General features: G+C 67.6%; 15 protein-coding genes. 12 read left to right on the top strand and 3 right to left on the bottom strand.

What is annotated here, in order from left to right; all coding sequences use genetic code 11:
* The coding region (locus O9335_RS15365) for a lyase family protein (protein ID WP_298389680.1) at positions 1-369 on the bottom strand (369 nt) is incomplete at its 3' end.
* 50 nt (positions 370-419) lie between these two features.
* On the opposite strand from O9335_RS15365, the gene O9335_RS15360 reads away from it, so the two are divergent.
* The 3 genes from O9335_RS15360 to O9335_RS15350 all read left to right on the top strand — a co-directional run bounded on the left by O9335_RS15360 (position 420) and on the right by O9335_RS15350 (position 3,208).
* The gene (locus tag O9335_RS15360; protein WP_298389678.1) at positions 420-1,505 is read left to right on the top strand and encodes a sensor histidine kinase; all 1,086 of its coding nucleotides are present in this window, start codon (positions 420-422) and stop codon (positions 1,503-1,505) included.
* The gene (locus O9335_RS15355; RefSeq protein WP_298389676.1) at positions 1,502-2,332 is read left to right on the top strand and encodes a LytTR family DNA-binding domain-containing protein; all 831 of its coding nucleotides are present in this window, start codon (positions 1,502-1,504) and stop codon (positions 2,330-2,332) included. Before O9335_RS15360 ends, O9335_RS15355 begins: the two co-directional genes overlap by 4 nt.
* Before the next feature lie 474 nt (positions 2,333-2,806).
* On the top strand, positions 2,807-3,208 hold the full coding sequence (locus tag O9335_RS15350; RefSeq protein ID WP_298389674.1) for a hypothetical protein: 402 nt from the start codon (positions 2,807-2,809) through the stop codon (positions 3,206-3,208).
* A 23-nt stretch (positions 3,209-3,231) separates the two neighbouring features.
* On the opposite strand, the gene O9335_RS15345 is transcribed toward O9335_RS15350, so the two are convergent.
* Positions 3,232-5,214: a radical SAM protein gene (locus O9335_RS15345; protein WP_298389672.1), complete on the bottom strand. Its 1,983-nt coding sequence runs from the start codon at positions 5,212-5,214 to the stop codon at positions 3,232-3,234.
* A 101-nt stretch (positions 5,215-5,315) separates the two neighbouring features.
* Between O9335_RS15345 and O9335_RS15340 the strand changes: the two genes are divergently transcribed.
* From O9335_RS15340 to O9335_RS15320, 5 genes are all read left to right on the top strand, one after another.
* A complete protein-coding gene (locus tag O9335_RS15340; RefSeq protein WP_298389670.1) occupies positions 5,316-5,867 on the top strand; it encodes a flavodoxin family protein in 552 nt (183 codons plus the stop codon).
* Positions 5,868-6,071: 204 nt separating this feature from the next.
* The gene (locus O9335_RS15335) at positions 6,072-6,770 is read left to right on the top strand and encodes a CoA transferase subunit A (protein WP_127681470.1); all 699 of its coding nucleotides are present in this window, start codon (positions 6,072-6,074) and stop codon (positions 6,768-6,770) included.
* Between the two features lie 88 nt (positions 6,771-6,858).
* Entirely contained in the window at positions 6,859-7,497 is a 639-nt protein-coding gene (locus O9335_RS15330; RefSeq protein ID WP_127681468.1) for a 3-oxoacid CoA-transferase subunit B, read from the top strand.
* 86 nt (positions 7,498-7,583) lie between these two features.
* Entirely contained in the window at positions 7,584-9,299 is a 1,716-nt protein-coding gene (locus tag O9335_RS15325) for a DUF1800 domain-containing protein (protein ID WP_298389666.1), read from the top strand.
* 7 nt (positions 9,300-9,306) lie between these two features.
* The gene (locus tag O9335_RS15320; protein ID WP_298389664.1) at positions 9,307-10,734 is read left to right on the top strand and encodes a DUF1501 domain-containing protein; all 1,428 of its coding nucleotides are present in this window, start codon (positions 9,307-9,309) and stop codon (positions 10,732-10,734) included.
* A 351-nt stretch (positions 10,735-11,085) separates the two neighbouring features.
* On the opposite strand, the gene O9335_RS15315 is transcribed toward O9335_RS15320, so the two are convergent.
* Entirely contained in the window at positions 11,086-11,337 is a 252-nt protein-coding gene (locus tag O9335_RS15315) for a DUF1653 domain-containing protein (protein WP_298389662.1), read from the bottom strand.
* A gap of 135 nt (positions 11,338-11,472) precedes the next feature.
* Here O9335_RS15315 and O9335_RS15310 point away from each other — a divergent pair, with 135 nt between their 5' ends.
* The 4 genes from O9335_RS15310 to thrS all read left to right on the top strand — a co-directional run.
* The gene (locus O9335_RS15310; protein WP_298389660.1) at positions 11,473-13,884 is read left to right on the top strand and encodes a Tex family protein; all 2,412 of its coding nucleotides are present in this window, start codon (positions 11,473-11,475) and stop codon (positions 13,882-13,884) included.
* Positions 13,885-13,890: 6 nt separating this feature from the next.
* A complete protein-coding gene (locus O9335_RS15305; protein WP_298389658.1) occupies positions 13,891-16,089 on the top strand; it encodes a TonB-dependent receptor in 2,199 nt (732 codons plus the stop codon).
* Positions 16,089-17,171, top strand: a complete 1,083-nt coding sequence (locus O9335_RS15300; RefSeq protein WP_298389656.1) for a phospholipase — start codon at positions 16,089-16,091, stop codon at positions 17,169-17,171. The genes O9335_RS15305 and O9335_RS15300 overlap by 1 nt, the downstream gene beginning before the upstream one ends.
* 182 nt (positions 17,172-17,353) lie before the next feature.
* Positions 17,354-19,254, top strand: a 1,901-nt coding sequence (thrS, locus tag O9335_RS15295; RefSeq protein ID WP_298389653.1) for a threonine--tRNA ligase, incomplete at its 3' end; no start/stop codon positions are given.

The raw sequence follows: 19,254 nt of genomic DNA, 5'->3' as shown, positions 1-19,254 counted from the left end.
GGTGGCCACTTGGTCGTTGCGGCTGCGGCCGGTGTGCAGGCGTTTCCCCGCTTGGCCCACCAGCTCGGTCAGGCGCGCTTCCAGGTTCAGGTGCACGTCTTCGAGGGCGAGCTTCCATTCGAACTGGCCGCTGGCGACTTCTTCGCGGATTTGCGCCATGCCGCGCTGGATGTCGGCCCAGTCCTGGGCGGTGATCAGGCCCTGTGCGTGCAGCATCTCGGCGTGGGCCAGGCTGCCTTGGATGTCGGCGGCCCACAGGCGCTGGTCGAAGCCCACGCTGGCGGTGTAGCGCTGCACCAGCTCGCTCACGGGTTCGGCGAACAGGGCGGACCAGGCGTTGGCCTTGTTGGCCAGGGGGTCGTGGGACATGGTGGGAACGACAGGGCGCTCGGGAGGCAAGACAGCCTAGGATTCTAGGAATGGCCTTCCCACCCACCTTGCCACCCTCGTCTTTGCACGAAGCCAGCACCTTGCTGGAGCCGCCTGACGTGGCCGCCCCCCTGCGGGTGGCACCGGCGTTGGACCTGTGCCACTTGGGTCTCGTGCTGCGCGCGTTGCTGGGGGTGTTGGTGGTGCTGATGCTGGGCAGCGCGCTCGAATCCCGCACGGCGGAGCATTGGGTGGCTCGCTTCACCGATGCCAGCGTGGTGGCGGTGCCCGCGGTGCTGTCTTGGATCGTGCTGGTGTGTGGCCTGCGCCCGGTGCTGCAGCGGTGCCGACCGCTGCTGCAGACGAGCGCGGTCACCATCCTCGGGGCCGCGATGGCCCTGCTGGCCTGGCGAACCTGGGCGCAGTGGCTCACGCTGGAGGCGCCGAGCCCTTGGTCGGGCGGGGCCGTGGCGATAGGCGGCGCTTTGGGGGCGGCCGTGTTGGTGCAAGGGGCGCGGCTGCGGGCGCTGGCGCAGGGGCCGGTGGGCATGCAGGCGCGGTGGGTGGAGCTGCAAGCCCGCATTCGTCCGCACTTTCTGTTCAACACCCTGAACACCGCGGTGGCGCTGGTCAGGCTCAACCCCAGCCAGGCCGAACGCGTGCTGGAAGACCTGGCCGAGCTGTTTCGCGCCGCCCTGGCGGCGCCGGCCGACGCCAGCACCCTGGCTCAGGAGGTGGCCTTGGCCGAGCGCTACCTGGGCATCGAGCAGCTGCGTTTCGGTGATCGACTTCGCGTGCATTGGGAGCTGGATCCCAAGGCGCAGGGCGCCAGGCTGCCCGTGTTGTTGCTGCAGCCCTTGGTGGAAAACGCCGTGCGGCACGGCGTGGAGCCCAACGAGCAAGGCGGCGATGTGCTGGTGCGCACCCGCCGGCGCGGTGACACGGTGGAACTGCTGGTTCGCAACTCGGTGGGCGCTGCCGGGCAAGCGGGGCATGGTTTGGCGCTGGCCAATGTGCAAGAGCGCCTGCGCCTGATGCACGACGTGGCCGCGCACTGCCAGATCGAGCCCGGCCCGGGGCGCTTCAGCGTGCGCTTGACGCTGCCAGCGGATTCGCGCTACATCCCGACGACATGACTGCTTTGACTGCCCCTCTCCCGCCGCTGCGCGTGCTGTTGGTTGACGATGAGCCCCTGGCACGCCTGCGCTTGCGCAGCCTGCTGGCCGAGTGCAAGGACACCCCGGTCGAGGTGGTGGCCGAGGCGGGCAGCGCCAGTGCCGCCCGGGTCTGGTTGCGCGAGCACGCGTGCGACTTGGTGTTGCTGGACGTGCAAATGCCGGGCGACGACGGCCTGCAACTGGCCCGCACCTTGCTGGACCTGCCCTTGCGCCCTTGGGTCGTGTTCGTCACCGCCCACGCGCAGCATGCGGTGCAGGCTTTCGAGATCGAAGCCCAGGACTACCTGACCAAGCCCGTGCGCCTGGAGCGCCTGCAAGCCGCGCTGGTTCGCGTGGCTCAGCGCCAGCGCGAGCGCGGGGCCTTGGGTCAGGTCGAGCCCGAGGTCGTCTTGCCGCAGGACGAGGGGGAAGTCATCCCCATCGTGGAGCGAGGTCGCCTGGTGCGCGTGCCGCTGGCCGAGGTGCTGTACTTCAAGGCCGAGCTCAAGTACCTGACCGTGCGCACCGCTGCGGCCCGCCACACGCTGGAGGGCAGCTTGAACGACTGGGAGCAGCGCCTGGCCGGTCGCTTTTTGCGCATCCACCGCAACGCCCTGGTGGCCAAGGCGGCCGTTCGCGAACTCGACCGCCATGCGCCCAGCGACGAGGGCGAATCGGGCGCCCTGCCGCCTCTGGATGCCCTGGGCGACAGTTGGGCCGTGCGCGTGGCCTTGGTCAATGAATGGCTGGCCGTGTCCCGCCGGCAAGTGGCGGCGGTGCGAGAGGCCTTGCGGGCCTCGACGTGATGCTTCGGCTCGTGCCGAGTGGGCGGCTGGGGGCGGCCGGGGGCGGGGGTCAGGACTGGGGATGGCGTCGCCTTGTCGCCCCCCACAATCGGCCATCCTTGGCAACGCATGGGTGTGCAGCGATGGTTTCGTTTTTTCTTGACCGGGTGCGTCGGCGGTTTTTTCGGGTGGCTGCGGGGGCCCTGCTGGTCGGGTTGTCGGCCTGTGGTGGTGGTGGCGATGGCGGAACGGGCCCCACCGTTGCGCCAACGGCGCCAACCTTGCTCATTCGCAGCGATGTGACGGGGGAGGTTCGGGCCGACTTTCGCGTGCAGTTCTTCTTCAGCGCGCCGGTCACCTTTCCGTCGGGCACCTTGCCCTTCTCGTTGTCGGGGCGCGTCCGTTGTCAGCGGCTCCTTCGCGCCCATCAGCTCGGACACCTACCAGGTCACGCTGCGCCCCGACCCCAACCGCCAGGGCCTGGTGGATTTGCGCGTGCCCGCTGGGGCGTACGCCGACGCCAGCGGTCGGGCCACCAACGCCGTGAGTTACGAGTTCGCGCAACCCTTCAACACGCTGGCACCATTTGCCAAGTTGAGCTTCGCCGGACCCGTCGACCCCCTGGGCTTGATCACCGGCCCGGGCACGATGACCCTGGAGTTCGATGCCGTGCTGGACGCGCCGCTGCGCGCCGATCAGATTCAGCTCACGGCGGGTTCGGCGTCCCAGTTCCTCAAGGTATCGGGGGCCGGTCAAAAGGACCGCTACACCTTCTTGTTCACGCCGCCGCCGGCCACCGCTGGGGGCGTGACCTTCGAGCTGGGGCGTGGCGTGGTGAGTTCGGGGGGCATTCCGAACGAGCGCAACTGGTGGACCTTCGGGCTGGCAACGCCTTGACGGGTCGCCCTTGAGGACAGGGCTCAGCCCTGAGCCAGCGCGCGGGCAATGTGCCCGCGCTTGACCGTGGGCTTGGGCACGCGCACCTCCTCGAAGAAGCGGCGCACGTCCCAGTCCAAGCCCACGCCGTGCATGAAGTTGTAGAGGCCGCGCTTCAGGCCCAGGCCCAGGCGGTCGTGGTCCACGCCCGTGGGGTCGATGAAGCCGATGTCGTTTTGCGCGAATGTGTACCCCCAGGTCCCCGCTGCGCGGGGCCCGCCCCCCGAGGGGGACTCGGCCGCTAGGGGCGGCCCGTCGCGACCGACCGTTTCGGGCAGTGGGATCAACTGCACCCCGAACTGCTCGGGGTGCTTGCCCACCGGCGAGTGCACGGTGCAGGTGAAGCGGTGGAAGAAGCCGCTGTGCAGGCAGCCTTCTTCGAAGAGTTGGCGCACGTACTCCAGCGCGTCCACGGTGTCTTGCGCGGTCTGCGTGGGGAAGCCGTACATCAGGTAGGCGTGCACCAAGATGCCCTGGTCGGCGAAGGCCTTGGTCACGCGGGCCACCTGGTCGACGCTCACGCCCTTCTGCATCAGCTTCAGCAGGCGGTCGGAGGCCACCTCCAGCCCGCCGCTGATGGCGATGCAGCCGCTCTCGGCCAGCTTCTCGGCCAGGGCCGGGGTGAAGGTCTTCTCGAAGCGCACGTTGCCCCACCAGCTGACCGACAGGCGCCGGCGCAGGATCTCGTCGGCCAGGGCCTTGAGGGCCTTGGGTGGGGCGGCCTCGTCCACGAAGTGAAAGCCGGTTTGGCCGGTCTCGGCCACGATGGCCTCCATGCGGTCGGCCAGCACGGCGGCGTTGGCCGCCTCGTAGCGGCCGATGTAGTCCAGGTCCACGTCGCAAAAGCTGCACTTCTTCCAGTAGCAGCCCTGGGCCACGGTCAACTTGTTCCAGCGGCCGTCGCTCCACAGGCGGTGCATGGGGTTGAGCATGTCAAGCAGGCTCAGGTACTGGTTGAGCGGCAGCCCATCCCAGGTGGGCGTGCCGGTCTGGTCGATGGGCACTTCGCCCTCGCCGATGAAGTTCAGGACCTTCACCGCGCCGTCTTCGCGCACGAAGCTGCGGACCAGGCGCTGGCGGCTGCGCTTGCCGCCCAGGTGCTCCAGCAGGGCGAGCAGCACGCGCTCGCCGGCGTCCAGGGTGACGAAGTCGAAGAAGTCGAACACCCGCGGCTCGGCCAGCTCGCGCAGCTCGGTGTTGACGTAGCCGCCGCCCAGCACGGTGGTGATGGACGGGTGCGACGCCTTGATGGCCTGGGCGATGCGAAAGGCGGCGTACACGCTGCCGGGGAAGGGGCAACTGAGCAGCACCACCGTGGGCTGCAGCCGCGCCACCTCGGCCAAGGCCAGCTCGCGCAGCCAGGTGTCCAGCGGGGTTTCGGGCGCGGCCAGCGCGTCGGCCAGGGCGTCGAAGGTGGGCTGGCTGGCGGCCAGCTTTTCGCCGTAGCGCACGAACTCGAAGCGCGGGTCCAGCGCATCGCGCACGGCGTCGGCCAGGTCGTTCAGGAACAGGGTGGCCAGGTGGCGGGCGCGGTCTTGCGCGCCCAGGGTGCCGAAGGCCCAGCCCAGGGGGTCGGGCTCGTCCTCCTGGCCTGGGATGCCGACGTCCACCGGCGCGAAGCGCGGGCCTTCGGGCAAGAAGGCACGGCTGTTGATGCGGTGGGCCAAGGTGGGGTCGCGCCCCTGCAGGAAGGCGATGACGCGGGGCGTGACCTGGGCGATGAGGTCGGCCGCGGCCAGGTGGAAGTCCAGCGCCGGGGTGCGCGGGGCGGCCTCGGCGGCGGCGCGCAGCGTGGCCAGGCCGTCGGCACTGAAGAGGCGCAGCACCAGGGCCAGGGCGAGGTCGGCCTGGTGCGCATCCACGCCCTGCGCGCGCAGGAAGCCCGTCAGGTAGGCGGTGGACGGGTAGGGCGTGTTGAGCTGCGTCATCGGCGGGATGAGGCTGAGCACGCGCGGGGGCTGGGTCATGGATGCAATTTTTTGAATGGTGGCTTCACGCCCATGCGGACACAGGGTGCGGCGGGCCGGGTGCAATGAGTTCCATCGCAACCCCACAACCGGAGATTGTCATGACTGACATCGTCATCGTGTTCCACAGCGGCTACGGCCACACCGCCCAAGTGGCTCAAGCCGTGGCCGAAGCCAGCGGCGGCGCCTTGCTGGCCATCGACGCCGAAGGCAACCTGCCCGAAGGCGGTTGGGAGCAACTGGCCGCGGCCAAGATGGTCGTGTTCGGCTCGCCCACCTACATGGGCATGGCCAGCTGGCAGTTCAAGAAGTTCGCCGACGCCTCCAGCAAACCCTGGTTCGGCCAGGCCTGGAAGGACAAGCTGGCCGCCGGCTTCACCAACAGCGCCACCATGAACGGCGACAAGCACAGCACCCTGCACTACATGATGACCCTGGCCATGCAGCACAGCATGCTGTGGGTGGGCACGGGCCTGATGCCCAACAACAACAAGGCCGCCACGCGCGACAGCATCAACTACGTGGGCAGCTCCGCCGGCCTGATGACCACCACGCCCAGCGACGCCAGCACCAGCGAAATGGTGGCCGGCGACATCGCCACGGCCAAGGCCTTCGGCGAGCGTTTGAAGGCCGTCGTCGCGAAGCGAGGCTAAACCTCGCTCTGGCATTGGCCTTGCTTTTGGCGGGGCCCGAATGCCTAGCGCGCCCCAGGCAGGCCCCGATCGATCGGGGCCTTTTTCATGGGCGTTTGTCTGTTTGGCGGTCACCCCGCTTGACCGAAGATCGGGCAGTGCTGCACCGCAGCATTACAGGCAATTTCACGTAAGCTGGCGGCCTCGTTCACCCAGAGACTGCCCATGAACAAGCTCTACCCGAGCGCCGCTGCGGCCCTGGCCGGCCTCGTCCACGACGGTCAATTGATCGCCGTGGGCGGATTCGGTCTGTGCGGCATCCCCGAGGCGCTGATCGACGCGCTGAAAGACACCGGCGCCAAAAACCTGACCGCCATCAGCAACAACGCCGGCGTGGACGGCTTTGGGCTGGGCAAGCTGCTGGAGACGCGTCAGATCAAAAAGATGATCTCCAGCTACGTGGGCGAGAACAAGGAGTTCGAACGCCAATACCTGGCCGGCGAGCTGGAGCTGGAGTTCACGCCCCAGGGCACCCTGGCCGAGAAGCTGCGCGCCGGCGGCGCCGGCATCCCCGCCTTCTTCACCCGCACCGGCGTGGGCACCTTGGTGGCCGAAGGCAAAGAGCTGCGCGAGTTCGACGGCCACACCTACGTGATGGAGCGCAGCCTGAGCCCCGAGCTGAGCCTGGTGAAGGCCCAGGTCGCCGACAAGAGTGGCAACTTGCGCTTCAACTTGACGGCGCGCAACTTCAACCCGGCCGTGGCCATGGCCGGCAAGGTGTGCGTGGTGGAGGTGGAGCAGGTGGTGGAGGTGGGCGAACTGGCTCCCGACGACATCCACCTGCCGGGCATCTACGTGCACCGCATCGTGCACAACCCGACCCCTGAAAAGCGCATCGAAAAGCGCACCACCCGCCCGGCTTGAGGAGCTGCAATGCGGCCCCCACGCTCATTCCATTCGCTGCCCCCCGAGGGGGCTTCAGCCGCCTCGGGGCGGCCCATCGGAGGCTGACATGCCCTGGACCCAAGAACAGATGGCGCAACGCGCCGCCCAAGAGCTGCAGGACGGCTTCTACGTCAACCTCGGCATTGGCATCCCCACGCAAGTGGCCAACCACGTGCCCGCCAACATGGAGGTCTGGCTGCAAAGCGAGAACGGCATGTTGGGCATCGGCCCCTTCCCGACGGAAGACCAGGTCGACCCTGACCTGATCAACGCTGGCAAGCAGACCGTGACGACCATCGCCGGCAGCAGCATCTTCGGCAGCCACGACAGCTTCGCCATGATCCGCGGCGGCAAGATTAACCTGTCCATCCTGGGCGCCATGCAGGTCAGCGAGAAGGGCGACCTGGCCAATTGGATGATCCCCGGCAAGATGGTCAAAGGCATGGGCGGCGCCATGGACCTGGTGGCCGGTGTGCCCCGCGTGGTGGTGCTGATGGAGCACGTGGCGCGCAAGAAGGACGGCACCGAGGACCTGAAGATCCTGCCCGCCTGCACCCTGCCGCTGACCGGCGTGGGCGTGGTGCACCGCATCATCACGGACTTGGCCGTGATGGACGTGACGCCCCAAGGCCTGAAGCTGGTGGAGCTGGCGCCCGAGGTGACGCGCGAGTTCGTGCAAAGCAAGACGGGCGTGCCGCTGCACTGAGCGGCGAGGCGCTTCGCCGGGCGTTCACACCGCTTTACCGGAAACACCCCCCTCAAACGGGGGGGGTGTTTCGTTACATTGGGGGCATGAGCAACACCCCCGTCACCGAGCGCCTCACCGAGGCCCCCGCCCCGACGCCCGAGGCGCCGGCCCTGGACAGCGTGGCCCTGGTGGCCGCAGCCACTGCGTTGCTGGCCGCGTGCGGCGGCGGGGGCGGCGGTTCTCCCGGCGCCAGTCCAACGCCGGCACCACCTCCACCACCACCACCTCCGCCGCCGCCGCCCACCGATCCGCAGGCCGCGCGATTTCTGGCGCAAGCGGGCTTTTCGGCTTCCGCCGACGAGATCACGGCCGTCAAGACCCAGGGCTACGCCGGTTGGCTGGACGCCCAACTCGCCCAGCCCGTGCAGGGCGCCACTCGATACGAATGGATGGTGAGCAACGGCTACGCGGTGGAGGCCAATCGCTCCAGTGTGGCCGGCGCCGATGCCGCGATTTGGCGCAAGCTGATTGCCAGTCCTGATCCAGTGCGTCAGCGCATGACCCTGGCGCTGTCCGAGATCTTCGTGGTTTCCATGTTGGGTTTGCCCATCGAGTGGCCTGGTCTGTGCATTGCCCACTACGCCGACATCCTCGAGCGCAACGCTTTTGGCAACTACCGAACCTTGTTGCAGGACGTGACGCTCAGCCTGGCCATGGGCACTTACCTGAACATGCAGGGCAACCGCAAGGAAGACACCCGCACCGGTCGCGTCCCCGATGAAAACTACGCCCGCGAGGCGATGCAACTGTTCAGCATCGGGCTGGTGAAGCTGAACAACGACGGCACGCCGCAACTCAGCGGCGGCAAGCCGATCGACACCTACACGCAAACCGACATCACGCAGTTGGCCCGCGTGTTCACCGGCTGGGAGCGGGACCGGATCGATGCCGCCGACTTTGCACACGTCACGCGGCCCATGAAGCACAACGCCACCCAGTACCAAGCGGGCGACAAGACGGTGCTGGGCACGGTGATCGGTGCCGGCCTCACCGGCCCTCAGGCCCTGGCCGCAGCTTTGGATGTGCTGACCAACCATCCCAACGTGGGGCCCTTCATCGGCCGCCAGCTGATCCAGCGCTTCACCCAGAGCAACCCCAGTCCCGCCTACGTGGCCCGCGTGGCCGCGGTGTTCAACGACAACGGCAGCGGTGTGCGTGGCGACCTGAAGGCCACCTTGCGCGCCGTGCTGCTCGACCCCGAGGCCCGGGCGGCCCCGACCGGCAACGGCAGTGGGCGGCTTCGAGAGCCCATCCAACGCTTCGTGCAGTGGGCCCGCACGTTTGGCGTGACGAGCACCGGTGGCAAATGGCCCATCGGCGACACCTCCGACCCTGCCACGCGCCTGGGCCAGAGCCCTTGGCGCAGCCCCTCGGTGTTCAATTTCTTCCGTCCCGGCTACGTTCCCCCTGGCAACGAATTGGCGGCCAACCAAGTGACGGCGCCCGAGTTCCAGTTGTGCAACGAAAGCACCGTGGCGGGCTATTTGAACTACATGCAAGGCCTCATCGCCAATGGCACCGGCAGTGGCGATGTGTTGCCCAGCTACACCTTCGAGCTCACCCTGGCGGCCGATGCGCCGGCCTTGTTGGCTCACCTGAACCTGCGCTTGGCCGGCGGTGCCATCAACAGCATCACCCTCAACGACTTGAGCACGGCGGTGGCCACCATCGCCGCCACCACCGATGCCGGCAAGCTCAACCGTGTTCGCGCCGCCGTTTTGCTGGTGATGGCGGCGCCCGAATACCTCATTCAGAAGTGAAGCGGCCATGAAGATCAACCGACTCCCCGAGCTTCAACGCCGGGAATTTCTCCGCCGCTCGGCCCAGTTGGGCTTGGCCGGTGTCGCCGCGCCTTGGGCCTTGAACCTGGCCGCCATCGGCGAAGCCGCCGCAGCCGATGCCAGCGGGGGCTACAAAGCCCTGGTGTGCCTCTTCCTGTTCGGTGGTAACGACTTCGGGCGCACGCTGCTGCCCGTGGATGTCGCGGGCCATGCCAACCTGGCCACCTTGCGCGGCGGCACCACCGACACCGGCGGCCTGGTGGCCCCGCGCGCCAGTTTGGCCGCCACCACCCTGACACCGCGCGTGGCCCTGACCGGCAGTGGCGCTGCGGGCACCCAATTGGCCATGGCGGCCGAGTTGGCGCCGCTCAAACCGCTGTTCGATGCGGGCCAACTCGGTTGGCTGCTGAACGTGGGGACGCTCGTCCAGCCCACCACCAAGGCGCAGTACACGGCCCGATCGGTGCCCCTCCCGCCCAAGCTGTTCAGCCACAACGACCAGCAGTCGGTGTGGCAGAGCAGCGGGGCCGAGGGTTCGACCAAGGGTTGGGGCGGAGCCATTGGGGATCTTTTCCTGTCCAGTAACGCCACGTCCACCTTCACCTGCATCAATGCCAGCGGCAATGCGGTGTTCATGAGTGGCCAGCAGGCGGTGCAGTACCAGGTCAGCAACAGCGGTGCGGTGCCGGTCAACGGCGTGGTTTCCAGCTTGTTTGGGTCCAGCGCTTGCAGCACGGCGCTGCGCAACCTCATCACGGCCCCGCGCACCCACTGGATGGAGTCGGAGCTCAGTCGCGTCACGGCCCGATCGATCACGGCCGAGGCTCAAGTGAAGACGGCGCTGGGCAACAACGCGACGCTGCCTTTCAGCACCGTGTTCAACACCAGCAGCAGCCTCGGGCGCCAATTGCAGATGGTGGCCCGGCTCATCGCCGGGCGCACGGCCCTCGGGGCGCAGCGCCAGGTCTTCTTCGTCAGCCTGGGAGGGTTTGACAACCACGACTTCTTGCTCACCCAACACCCGGGCTTGCTGACACAGGTGGCCAGCGGCCTGGCCTCGTTCCAAGCAGCCATGACCGAGCTGGGTCTGGCCGACCGGGTCACCACCTTCACCGCCAGCGACTTCGGCCGCACCCTGAGCAGCAACGGCGATGGCAGCGACCATGGCTGGGGTTCGCACCACCTGGTGATGGGCGGTGCCGTGCGTGGCCAGCGCTTTTGGGGCGACATGCCCGTGCTCGCCAACAACGGCCCCGATGACGTGGGCCAAGGCCGACTGCTGCCAACCACCAGCGTGGACCAAGTGGCCAGCACCTTGGCACGATGGATGGGCGTGCAAGACAGCGAAATGGCCACCGTGGTGCCCAACATCGCCAACTTCAGCCGCCGCGACCTGGGCTTTTTCAGCCCCTGAGCGGCCCTCGAATCGACCGCCGCCGAACCCCCACAGCGGCCGGGCTGAAAACGTGAAAGCCCGCCAAGCATGGTGGCTTGGCGGGCCCGGGAAGGTCCCCGAACGAAGGCTGACGCCGTCGTTCGGTCTGAGGTTGCCTTCCTCCAGCGCAACACGCACAGTGCCGCACAGGTCCCTTGGGCAAGAAACCCCTCATCGTTGTCGCCTCGGCTCGGGTGTGACCCTCCGCCTTGTTGACGCCTCCAGTGTGGGTCGCGGCTGGGTGGCGCCGATTGAGTTTGCTCAACCCCAGCGCATGGCGTGGAAAAGGTCGACAAGGCCACCCTGACGGGCGATCGGCTCGGGCCGGCCTCAAGCCGCATCCGGCCTTTGCAACTCAAACCGCGGCACGGTTTGGCCGTCGACTTCGACCGTGCCCACGAACATGGCGAAGGGCCTCACCCACCATCCGCTGTCGTTGTAGACGGGCCGGTAGACCACCACAGGGTCCAGCGTTTCGCTGTGCCGGGCCACGCCCAACACCTCGTACAGGCCGCCTTTGTGGTGGCGATAGTGGCCCGGCGCGAGGGTGGGCAGTGGGGGCAGGGGGTCTGGTTGGCTCATGGGTAGGGGCGACCGGGGCCGATCGGTGGGGAGCAAGACAAGGCGCACAAGCGTAGCCGGGCGCTTTGGCAGAATCCGGCGCTTCGTGTTTCCCCAGGGCGTCGTGCGGTGAACAACCCGGCGCCCTTGTTGTTTGTGGATCGAATCGTTGTTCAGATTGCCGCCGAACTGAAGGTTCGCCCGGCGCAGGTGCAGGCCGCCGTGGACCTGCTGGACGGTGGCGCCACCGTGCCCTTCATCGCCCGCTACCGCAAAGAGGCCACCGACGGCCTGGACGACACGCAGCTGCGCGAACTGGAAGTGCGCCTGACCTACCTGCGCGAGCTGGAAGACCGCCGCGCTGCCGTCCTCAAGAGCGTGGACGAGCAGGGCAAGCTCACGCCGGAACTGCGTGCTGCGTTCGAGTCGGCCGACACCAAGCAGGGGCTGGAAGACCTGTACGCCCCCTACAAGCCCAAGCGCCGCACCAAGGGCATGATCGCCCGCGAAGCCGGTTTGCAGCCCCTGGCCGACAAGTTGTTCGCCGACCCCGGCCTCGACCCCGCCAACGAGGCCGCGGCCTTCGTCAATCCGGAGGCCGGCTTTGCCGATGCTTTTGCCGTGCTGGACGGCGTGCGGGACCTGCTCAGCGAGACCTGGGCCGAGGACGCCACCTTGGTGGGCAAGCTGCGCGAATGGTTGTGGGCCGAGGGCCTGCTGGACAGCAAGCTCGTGGCCGGCATGGTTGGGCAAAGCGAGACCGACCCCGAGGTCGCCAAGTTCCGCGACTACTTCGACTACGACGAGCCCCTGCACAAGGTGCCCAGCCACCGCGCGCTGGCCGTGTTCCGCGGCCGCACCCTGGGGCACCTGGACGCCAAGCTCAAGCTCGACGAAGAGGCCGTGCCGGGCAAGCCCACCATGGCCGAGATGAAGATCGCCGCGCACCTGGGCTGGAAGAACCAGGACCGCCCCGGCGACGCCTTGATCAAGAAGACCGTGGCCTGGACCTGGAAGGTCAAGCTCAGCATGAGCCTGGAGCGCGACCTGTTCAACCGCCTGCGCGAGGCCGCCGAGGCCACGGCCATCAAGGTCTTCGCCGAAAACCTGCGCGACCTGCTGCTGGCCGCACCGGCCGGGCGCAAGGTGGTGATGGGCCTGGACCCCGGCATCCGCACCGGCGTGAAGGTCGCCGTGGTGGGCGAGACCAGCCAAGTGCTGGACACCACGACCGTCTACCCCCACGAGCCACGCCGAGATTGGGAAGGCAGCCTGCACACCCTGGCCAAACTGTGCGCCGCGCACGGCGTGAACCTGATCGCCATTGGCAACGGCACGGCCAGCCGCGAAACCGACAAGCTGGCCGCCGACCTCATCAAGCGCCTCCAACAACACATGAGCCCCCAGGCGCCTGGCGGCGCCGCCCCCCAAGGGGGTGCTCGCCCATCTTGGGGCGGCCCGGCGATGGGCTCGGCGCGCGGCGTGGCCATCCAGAAGGTGGTGGTCAGCGAGGCCGGGGCCTCGGTCTACTCCGCCAGCGAGGCCGCCAGCAAAGAACTGCCCCACCTGGACGTGAGCCTGCGCGGCGCCGTGTCCATCGCCCGCCGCTTGCAAGACCCGTTGGCCGAGCTGGTGAAGATCGACCCCAAGAGCATCGGCGTGGGCCAGTACCAACACGACGTCAACCAAAGCGAGCTGGCGCGCAGCCTGGACGCCGTGGTGGAAGATTGCGTGAACGGCGTGGGCGTGGACCTGAACACGGCCAGCCCCTCGCTGCTGGCGCGCGTCTCGGGCCTGACGCAGGGCCTGGCCGGTGCCATCGTGCGCCACCGTGACGCGCACGGCCCGTTCTGCAACCGGCAAGAACTGCTCAAGGTCACTGGCTTGGGCCCCAAGACCTTCGAGCTGGCCGCCGGCTTCTTGCGCATCCGCGACGGCGACAACCCGCTGGACCTGAGCGGCGTGCACCCCGAGACCTACCCGGTGGTGGAGAAGCTGCTGCAGCAGCTCAAGGCGCCGATCACCGAGGTCATGGGCCGCAGCGACGTGCTGCGCCGCCTCAAGCCCGAGGCCCTGGCCGACGAACGCTTCGGCGCCATCACCGTCAAGGACGTGCTCACCGAATTGGAGAAGCCCGGCCGCGACCCGCGCCCCGACTTCAAGGTGGCCCGCTTCAACGATGGTGTCGAAGACCTCAAGGACCTGCAGCCCGGCATGGTGCTGGAAGGCACCGTCAGCAACGTGGCGCAGTTCGGCGCCTTCGTCGACTTGGGCGTGCACCAAGACGGCCTCATCCACGTCAGCCAGCTGAGCAACAAGTTCGTCAACGACGCCCGCGAGGTGGTCAAGACGGGCGACATCGTGCGCGTCAAGGTGCTCGAGGTCGACCTGCAGCGCCAGCGCATTTCGCTGAGCATGAAGATGGATGCCCCGGTGGAAAAACGCCAGCCGGGCGCCGCGCCCCAGCGCGGGGTGTCTTCCCGCACGGTCGGCATGACGAACGCCAACAACGCGCCCGTGGGCAATGCTCTGGCTGCCGCCTTTGCCAAGGCACAGACCAAACGCTGACCCCTGATGTTCAAAACGACCCCCCTGGCCGCCGCACTGACCGCTGTCTTTGCGGTCTCCCTGCCCGCCTTCGCTCAGCAAGAGGTGAGCGACGACCGCCAAGCCCAGCCCCAGGCCCTCGACCGCGTCGAGGTTCGCGGTCGCCAGGCCACCGAAACCGAGCTGCGCCGCCGCCAGCCCGTGGCCAAGCAGATCTACGGCCGCGACGACCTCGACAAGTACGGTGACACCCAGCTCAGCGACGTGCTCAAGCGCTTGCCGGGCATCAACGTCTCGGGCGGCCAGCTGCGCATGCGCGGTCTGGGTGGGGCGTACACGCAGATCCTCGTCAACGGCGAACAGGCGCCCCCCGGGTTCAGCCTGGACAACTTGAATCCGGCGCAGGTCGAGCGCCTGGAGGTCACCAAGGCCCCGACGGCCGACCAAAGCGCCCAGGCCATCGCCGGCACCCTGAACATCATCCTGAAGGACGCCCCGCGCGTGGTGCAAAAGGACCTGCGCCTGGGCCTGGCCTACAACGCCGAGCGCCCGGTGGTGAACGGCGGCTTCACCTACGGCGACCGCAAGGGCGGCATCGGCCTGGTGCTGCCCATCTCGTTCTACCAATGGCGGGTGCAGGCCGACACGGCCAGCGAGCGATTCACGCCCTCGCAGACCTTGCCACAGGGCACGCGCCGGCGCGTCAGCGAGGGCGAGGACATCCCCTTTGGCCGCGGCTTCAACGTCAGCCCGCGAGTGAGCTGGAAGCTGGGCGACGACGAGACCCTGACCCTGCAAGGCTTCTTCGTCAGCAACCGCTTCCGCAACCGAGGCGATGCGGCGGTCACCGAAGACGTGGTCGACCCGGCTGCGGCCGATCGCGCCTTCATCGAGCGCACGCGCAACCAGGGCACCTTCAGCGCCTCGCGCTTGAGCCTGCAGTACAACAACCGCTTCGACGAAGACCGCAAGGTCGAACTGCGTGCCCAGGCCGGGCGCGGCGGGGCCGACTTCGACTTCGATTACCAAGCCGGGGCCTTGAACCGCCGCACCACGGGCGAGGGGCGCAATGGCAACGTCAGCCTCACGGGCAAGTACAGCCAGTACTGGGGCGAAGACCACACCATCACCACCGGCGTGGAGCTGGAGCGCCGCACCCGCGACGAGCAGCGCCGCACCGTGCAAAACGGCGTGGACCTGCTACCCGGCTTTGAGGGCCAACCCTTCGATGCCACCATCACCCGCACGGCCGCCTATGTGCAGGACGAGTGGGAGATCAACAAGCAGTGGTCGGCCTACGTGGGCCTGCGCAACGAGCGCATCCGCGTGCAAAGCGAGGGCACGGGCAGCAGCTTCACCAGCAGCAGCAACGTGCTCACGCCCTTGCTGCACCTGAACTACAAGTTCGACCCCAAAGGCCGCGACCTGATCCGCGCCAGCCTCACGCGCAGCTACAAGGCGCCCGACGTGCAGCAGCTGATCGCGCGCCCGACGATCAACACCGACTACCCGACCAACGGCACGAACACGACCACGGCCCCGGATCGCGTCGGCAACCCCAACCTGAAGCCCGAGCTCGCCACGGGCCTGGACATCGCCTGGGAAGCCTACCTGAGCGGCGGCGGCATGGTGTCGGTCAGCGTGTTCCACCGCCGCATCACGGGCCTGATCCGCAGCGGCCTGGCGCTGCAAACCGTGCCCTGGGCCAGCGCGCCGCGTTGGGTGGCCATGCCCATCAACCTCAGCCGCGCCAGCACCACCGGCATGGAGTTCGAGGTCAAGGGCCGCGCGGGCGAGTTGATGCCCAGCCTGTTCGAGCCCACCTTGGCCCTGAACCTGCGCGCGGCGCTCAGCGTCTACACCTCCAAGGTGAAGGACGTGCCGGGGCCCGACAACCGGCTGGAGCAGCAGCAGCCTTGGTCGCTCAGCCTGGGCGCGGACTACCGCATGAAGTCCCTGCCCGTGAGCCTGGGTGTCAGCGTCAACCTCACGCCCGAGTACGAGGTGCAGCAGACCGAGTTGCAGCGCTTGACCACCGGACAAGCGCGCGGCATCGACGCCTTCGCCATGTGGAACCTCAGCAAGATCGACACCCTGCGTTTGAGCGTCAATGGCCTGGCCCAGCCGGCCAACCGCAACACCACGGCCTTCGCCAACGGCGACTTCAGCCGCAATGAGCGTCAAGGCTCGCCCTGGTGGTCGCTGAACTGGGAGCACAAGTTCTGATGCGCTCGGCGCTGCAGGTGTTCGCGGGCCCGGTGGCGCGTGCGCGCCTGGCCGAACGGGGCCTGCAGCCCAGCGACATCGCGGCCATCCCCGCGGCGGCCGGCGGCCCCAAGGGCCTGATCCTCAACGGCCTCGACCGCCACCTGTTCGCGCACTGGCTGCCCCGCAGCCAGCACAGCGTGCACCTGCTGGGCGCCAGCATCGGCGCCTGGCGCATGGCCACGGCCTGCTTGCCCGGGGATGCAGATGCCCATTTCCGCGCCATGGCCGAGGCCTACGTGGGCCAGCGCTACGACCCCGAACCCGGGCGCCAGCGCCCGAGCGCAGCCGGCGTCAGTGCCAAGTTCGCGCGCACGCTGGCGGCTTGCTTCGGCGGCCAGGAAGGCGCGCTGCTCCAGCACGCCCGCTGGCGCCTGCACGTGGTCACTTCGCGCGGGCGCGGCCCTCTCTTGCGGCGCGAGGGCCGATGGCGCACGCCCCTGGGCTACCTGGGCGCCTTCGCCACCAACGCCCTGCACCGGCCCTGGCTCGGGGCCTGGCTCGAGCGCGTGGTGTTCTCCGATGGACGAACGCCGCTGGGCGTGGACTGGCGGGACTTCCGCACCCAGCGGGTCGATCTGAGCGAGGCCAACCTGTTGCCGTCGCTGCTGGCCAGTTGCTCCATCCCCTTTTGGCTGCAAGCCCAAGCCGACCTGCCCGGCGCACCGCCCGGCTCCTACTGGGACGGCGGCATCACTGACTACCACCTGCACTGGGACTACCGCCCCTTGCAGCACAGCGCATCGCCGCTGGTGCTCTACCCGCATTTCCAGCCGCAGGTCGTGCCCGGTTGGCTCGACAAGGCCTGGAAGCGCCGGCACCGCCCCAGCGCCTTCCTCGACAACCTCGTGCTGCTGGTGCCCCACCCCGACTGGGTGCGCCGCCTGCCGGGCGGCAAGCTGCCCGACCGCAGCGACTTCACCGACCTCGGGGTGGACGAGCGCCAGCGACGCTGGCGTGCGGCGGTGGCCGACAGCCAGCGCCTGGCCGACGACTTTGCCCACCTGAGTGCTCAAAGCAGCGTGCATGCCTTGCCGCTTTAGAATCGCGACCTCGACCGACTTTCACAAGAGCGAGAAAGGCACGACGGTTATGACACCGCGGACTACGACCTCCACCTTGAAGCGCGCCCCCGCCGCGTGGTGCTGCGCGTAAGTTTTTCGCCTGTTCTCCCTTCCAAACGCGGCCCTCAGAGGCCGCGTTGTCGTTTCCAGGAGCTGAATCCATGATTTCCATTCAATTGCCCGACGGCTCCAAGCGCCCGTTCGACGGCCCTGTCAGCGTGGGCCAAGTGGCCGCTTCCATTGGGGCCGGTCTGGCCAAGGCCGCGTTGGGTGGCAAGGTCAACGGCAAGCTGGTCGACCTGAGCCATGTCATCGACGCCGATGCCCAACTGGCCATCGTCACCGAGAAGGACGCCGACGGCTTGGAACTGATCCGCCACAGCACGGCCCACCTGCTGGCCTACGCCGTCAAAGAACTGTTCCCCGACGCCCAGGTCACGATCGGCCCCGTCATCGAGAACGGCTTCTATTACGACTTCGCCTACAAGCGCCCCTTCACGCCCGAGGACCTGACGGCCATCGAAGCCAAGATGACCGAGCTGGCCAAGAAGGACGAAAAGGTCGAGCGCCGCGTGCTGCCGCGCGACCAGGCCATTGCCCACTTCACGGCCATGGGCGAGGCCTACAAGGCCGAGATCATCGGCAGCATCCCCGCGGGTGAGGACGTGAGCCTGTACCGCGAAGGCGCCTTCGAAGACCTGTGCCGCGGCCCCCACGTGCCCAGCACGGGCAAGCTCAAGCACTTCAAGCTGATGAAGGTGGCCGGCGCCTACTGGCGCGGCGACAGCAAGAACGAGATGCTGCAGCGGATCTACGGGACCGCTTGGGCCAGCAAGGAGGATCTGCAGAACTACCTGACGCAGATCGAAGAAGCGGAGAAGCGCGATCACCGTCGTCTGGGTCGCGAGTTAGACCTGTTCCACTTTGAGGACTTCGCCCCTGGCGCGGTGTTCTGGCACCCCAAGGGCTGGACGGTGTTCCAAGGCCTGATGGCCTATATGCGTCAGCGCCGTACCGAGGCGGGCTACGTTGAGGTGAACACGCCCGATGTGATGGACCGTGGCCTCTGGGAGATCTCGGGTCACTGGATGAACTACCGCGCCAACATGTTCACCACGCAGACGGAGGACGAGCGTGTCTTTGCGCTCAAGCCAATGAACTGCCCGGGCGGTGTCAGCCTCTACAAGTACGGCCTGCACAGCTACCGCGACCTGCCTCTGCGCATGGCGGAGTTCGGCAAGGTGCATCGCTACGAGCCGTCCGGCGCGCTGCATGGGTTGCTTCGCGTGCGTCACTTCACGCAGGACGACGCACACGTCTTCTGTACCGAACAGCAGATGCAGGGCGAATGTCAAGACGTGGTGCGCCTGATCCTGTCGATTTACAAGGACTTTGGTTTTGAGCAGGTTCGCATCAAGCTGTCCACGCGTCCTGAGAACCGCATCGGCAGCGACGAGACCTGGGACAAGCTGGAAGGTGCCCTGATCGGCGCACTGGATGGCCTGGGCATGAGTTACTCGCTCAACCCGGGCGAAGGTGCCTTCTACGGCCCCAAACTGGAGTTCGTGTTGCGCGACGCCATTGGCCGCGACTGGCAGTGCGGAACGCTGCAGGTGGACCTGAACCTGCCCGAGCGATTCGACATCAATTACGTCGCAGAAGACAGCTCGCGCAAGCGGCCCGTCATGCTGCACGTGGCGAACTTTGGCTCACTGGAGCGGTTCACGGGCATCCTGATCGAACAATACGCTGGCGCGCTGCCGGTTTGGCTTGCACCGGTGCAGGTGGTGGTGTGCTCCATCAGCGAAGGCCAGGCCGAATACGCCCGAGAAGTCGCGAAAATGCTGCAAAAACAAGGGCTTAGGGCGGTGGTTGATTGCCGATCGGACAAAATCACCTATAAAATTCGAGAGCATTCCCTGCAAAAGCTGCCTTTCATTCTCGTCGTGGGCGAGAAAGAGAAGGCCCATCAGCACGTTGCAGTGCGCGCCCGTGGCAACCAAGACCTCGGCGTGATGTCCACGGTCGACTTCCTAGCCAAAGTCACCGCCGACATCGCCGC

Source organism: Inhella sp., from assembly GCF_027532025.1.
Classification (GTDB): Bacteria; Pseudomonadota; Gammaproteobacteria; order Burkholderiales; family Burkholderiaceae_C; genus Inhella.
Note: the sequence above shows the minus strand (reverse complement) of the source record. Positions and strands in the feature narration are given on the sequence as shown.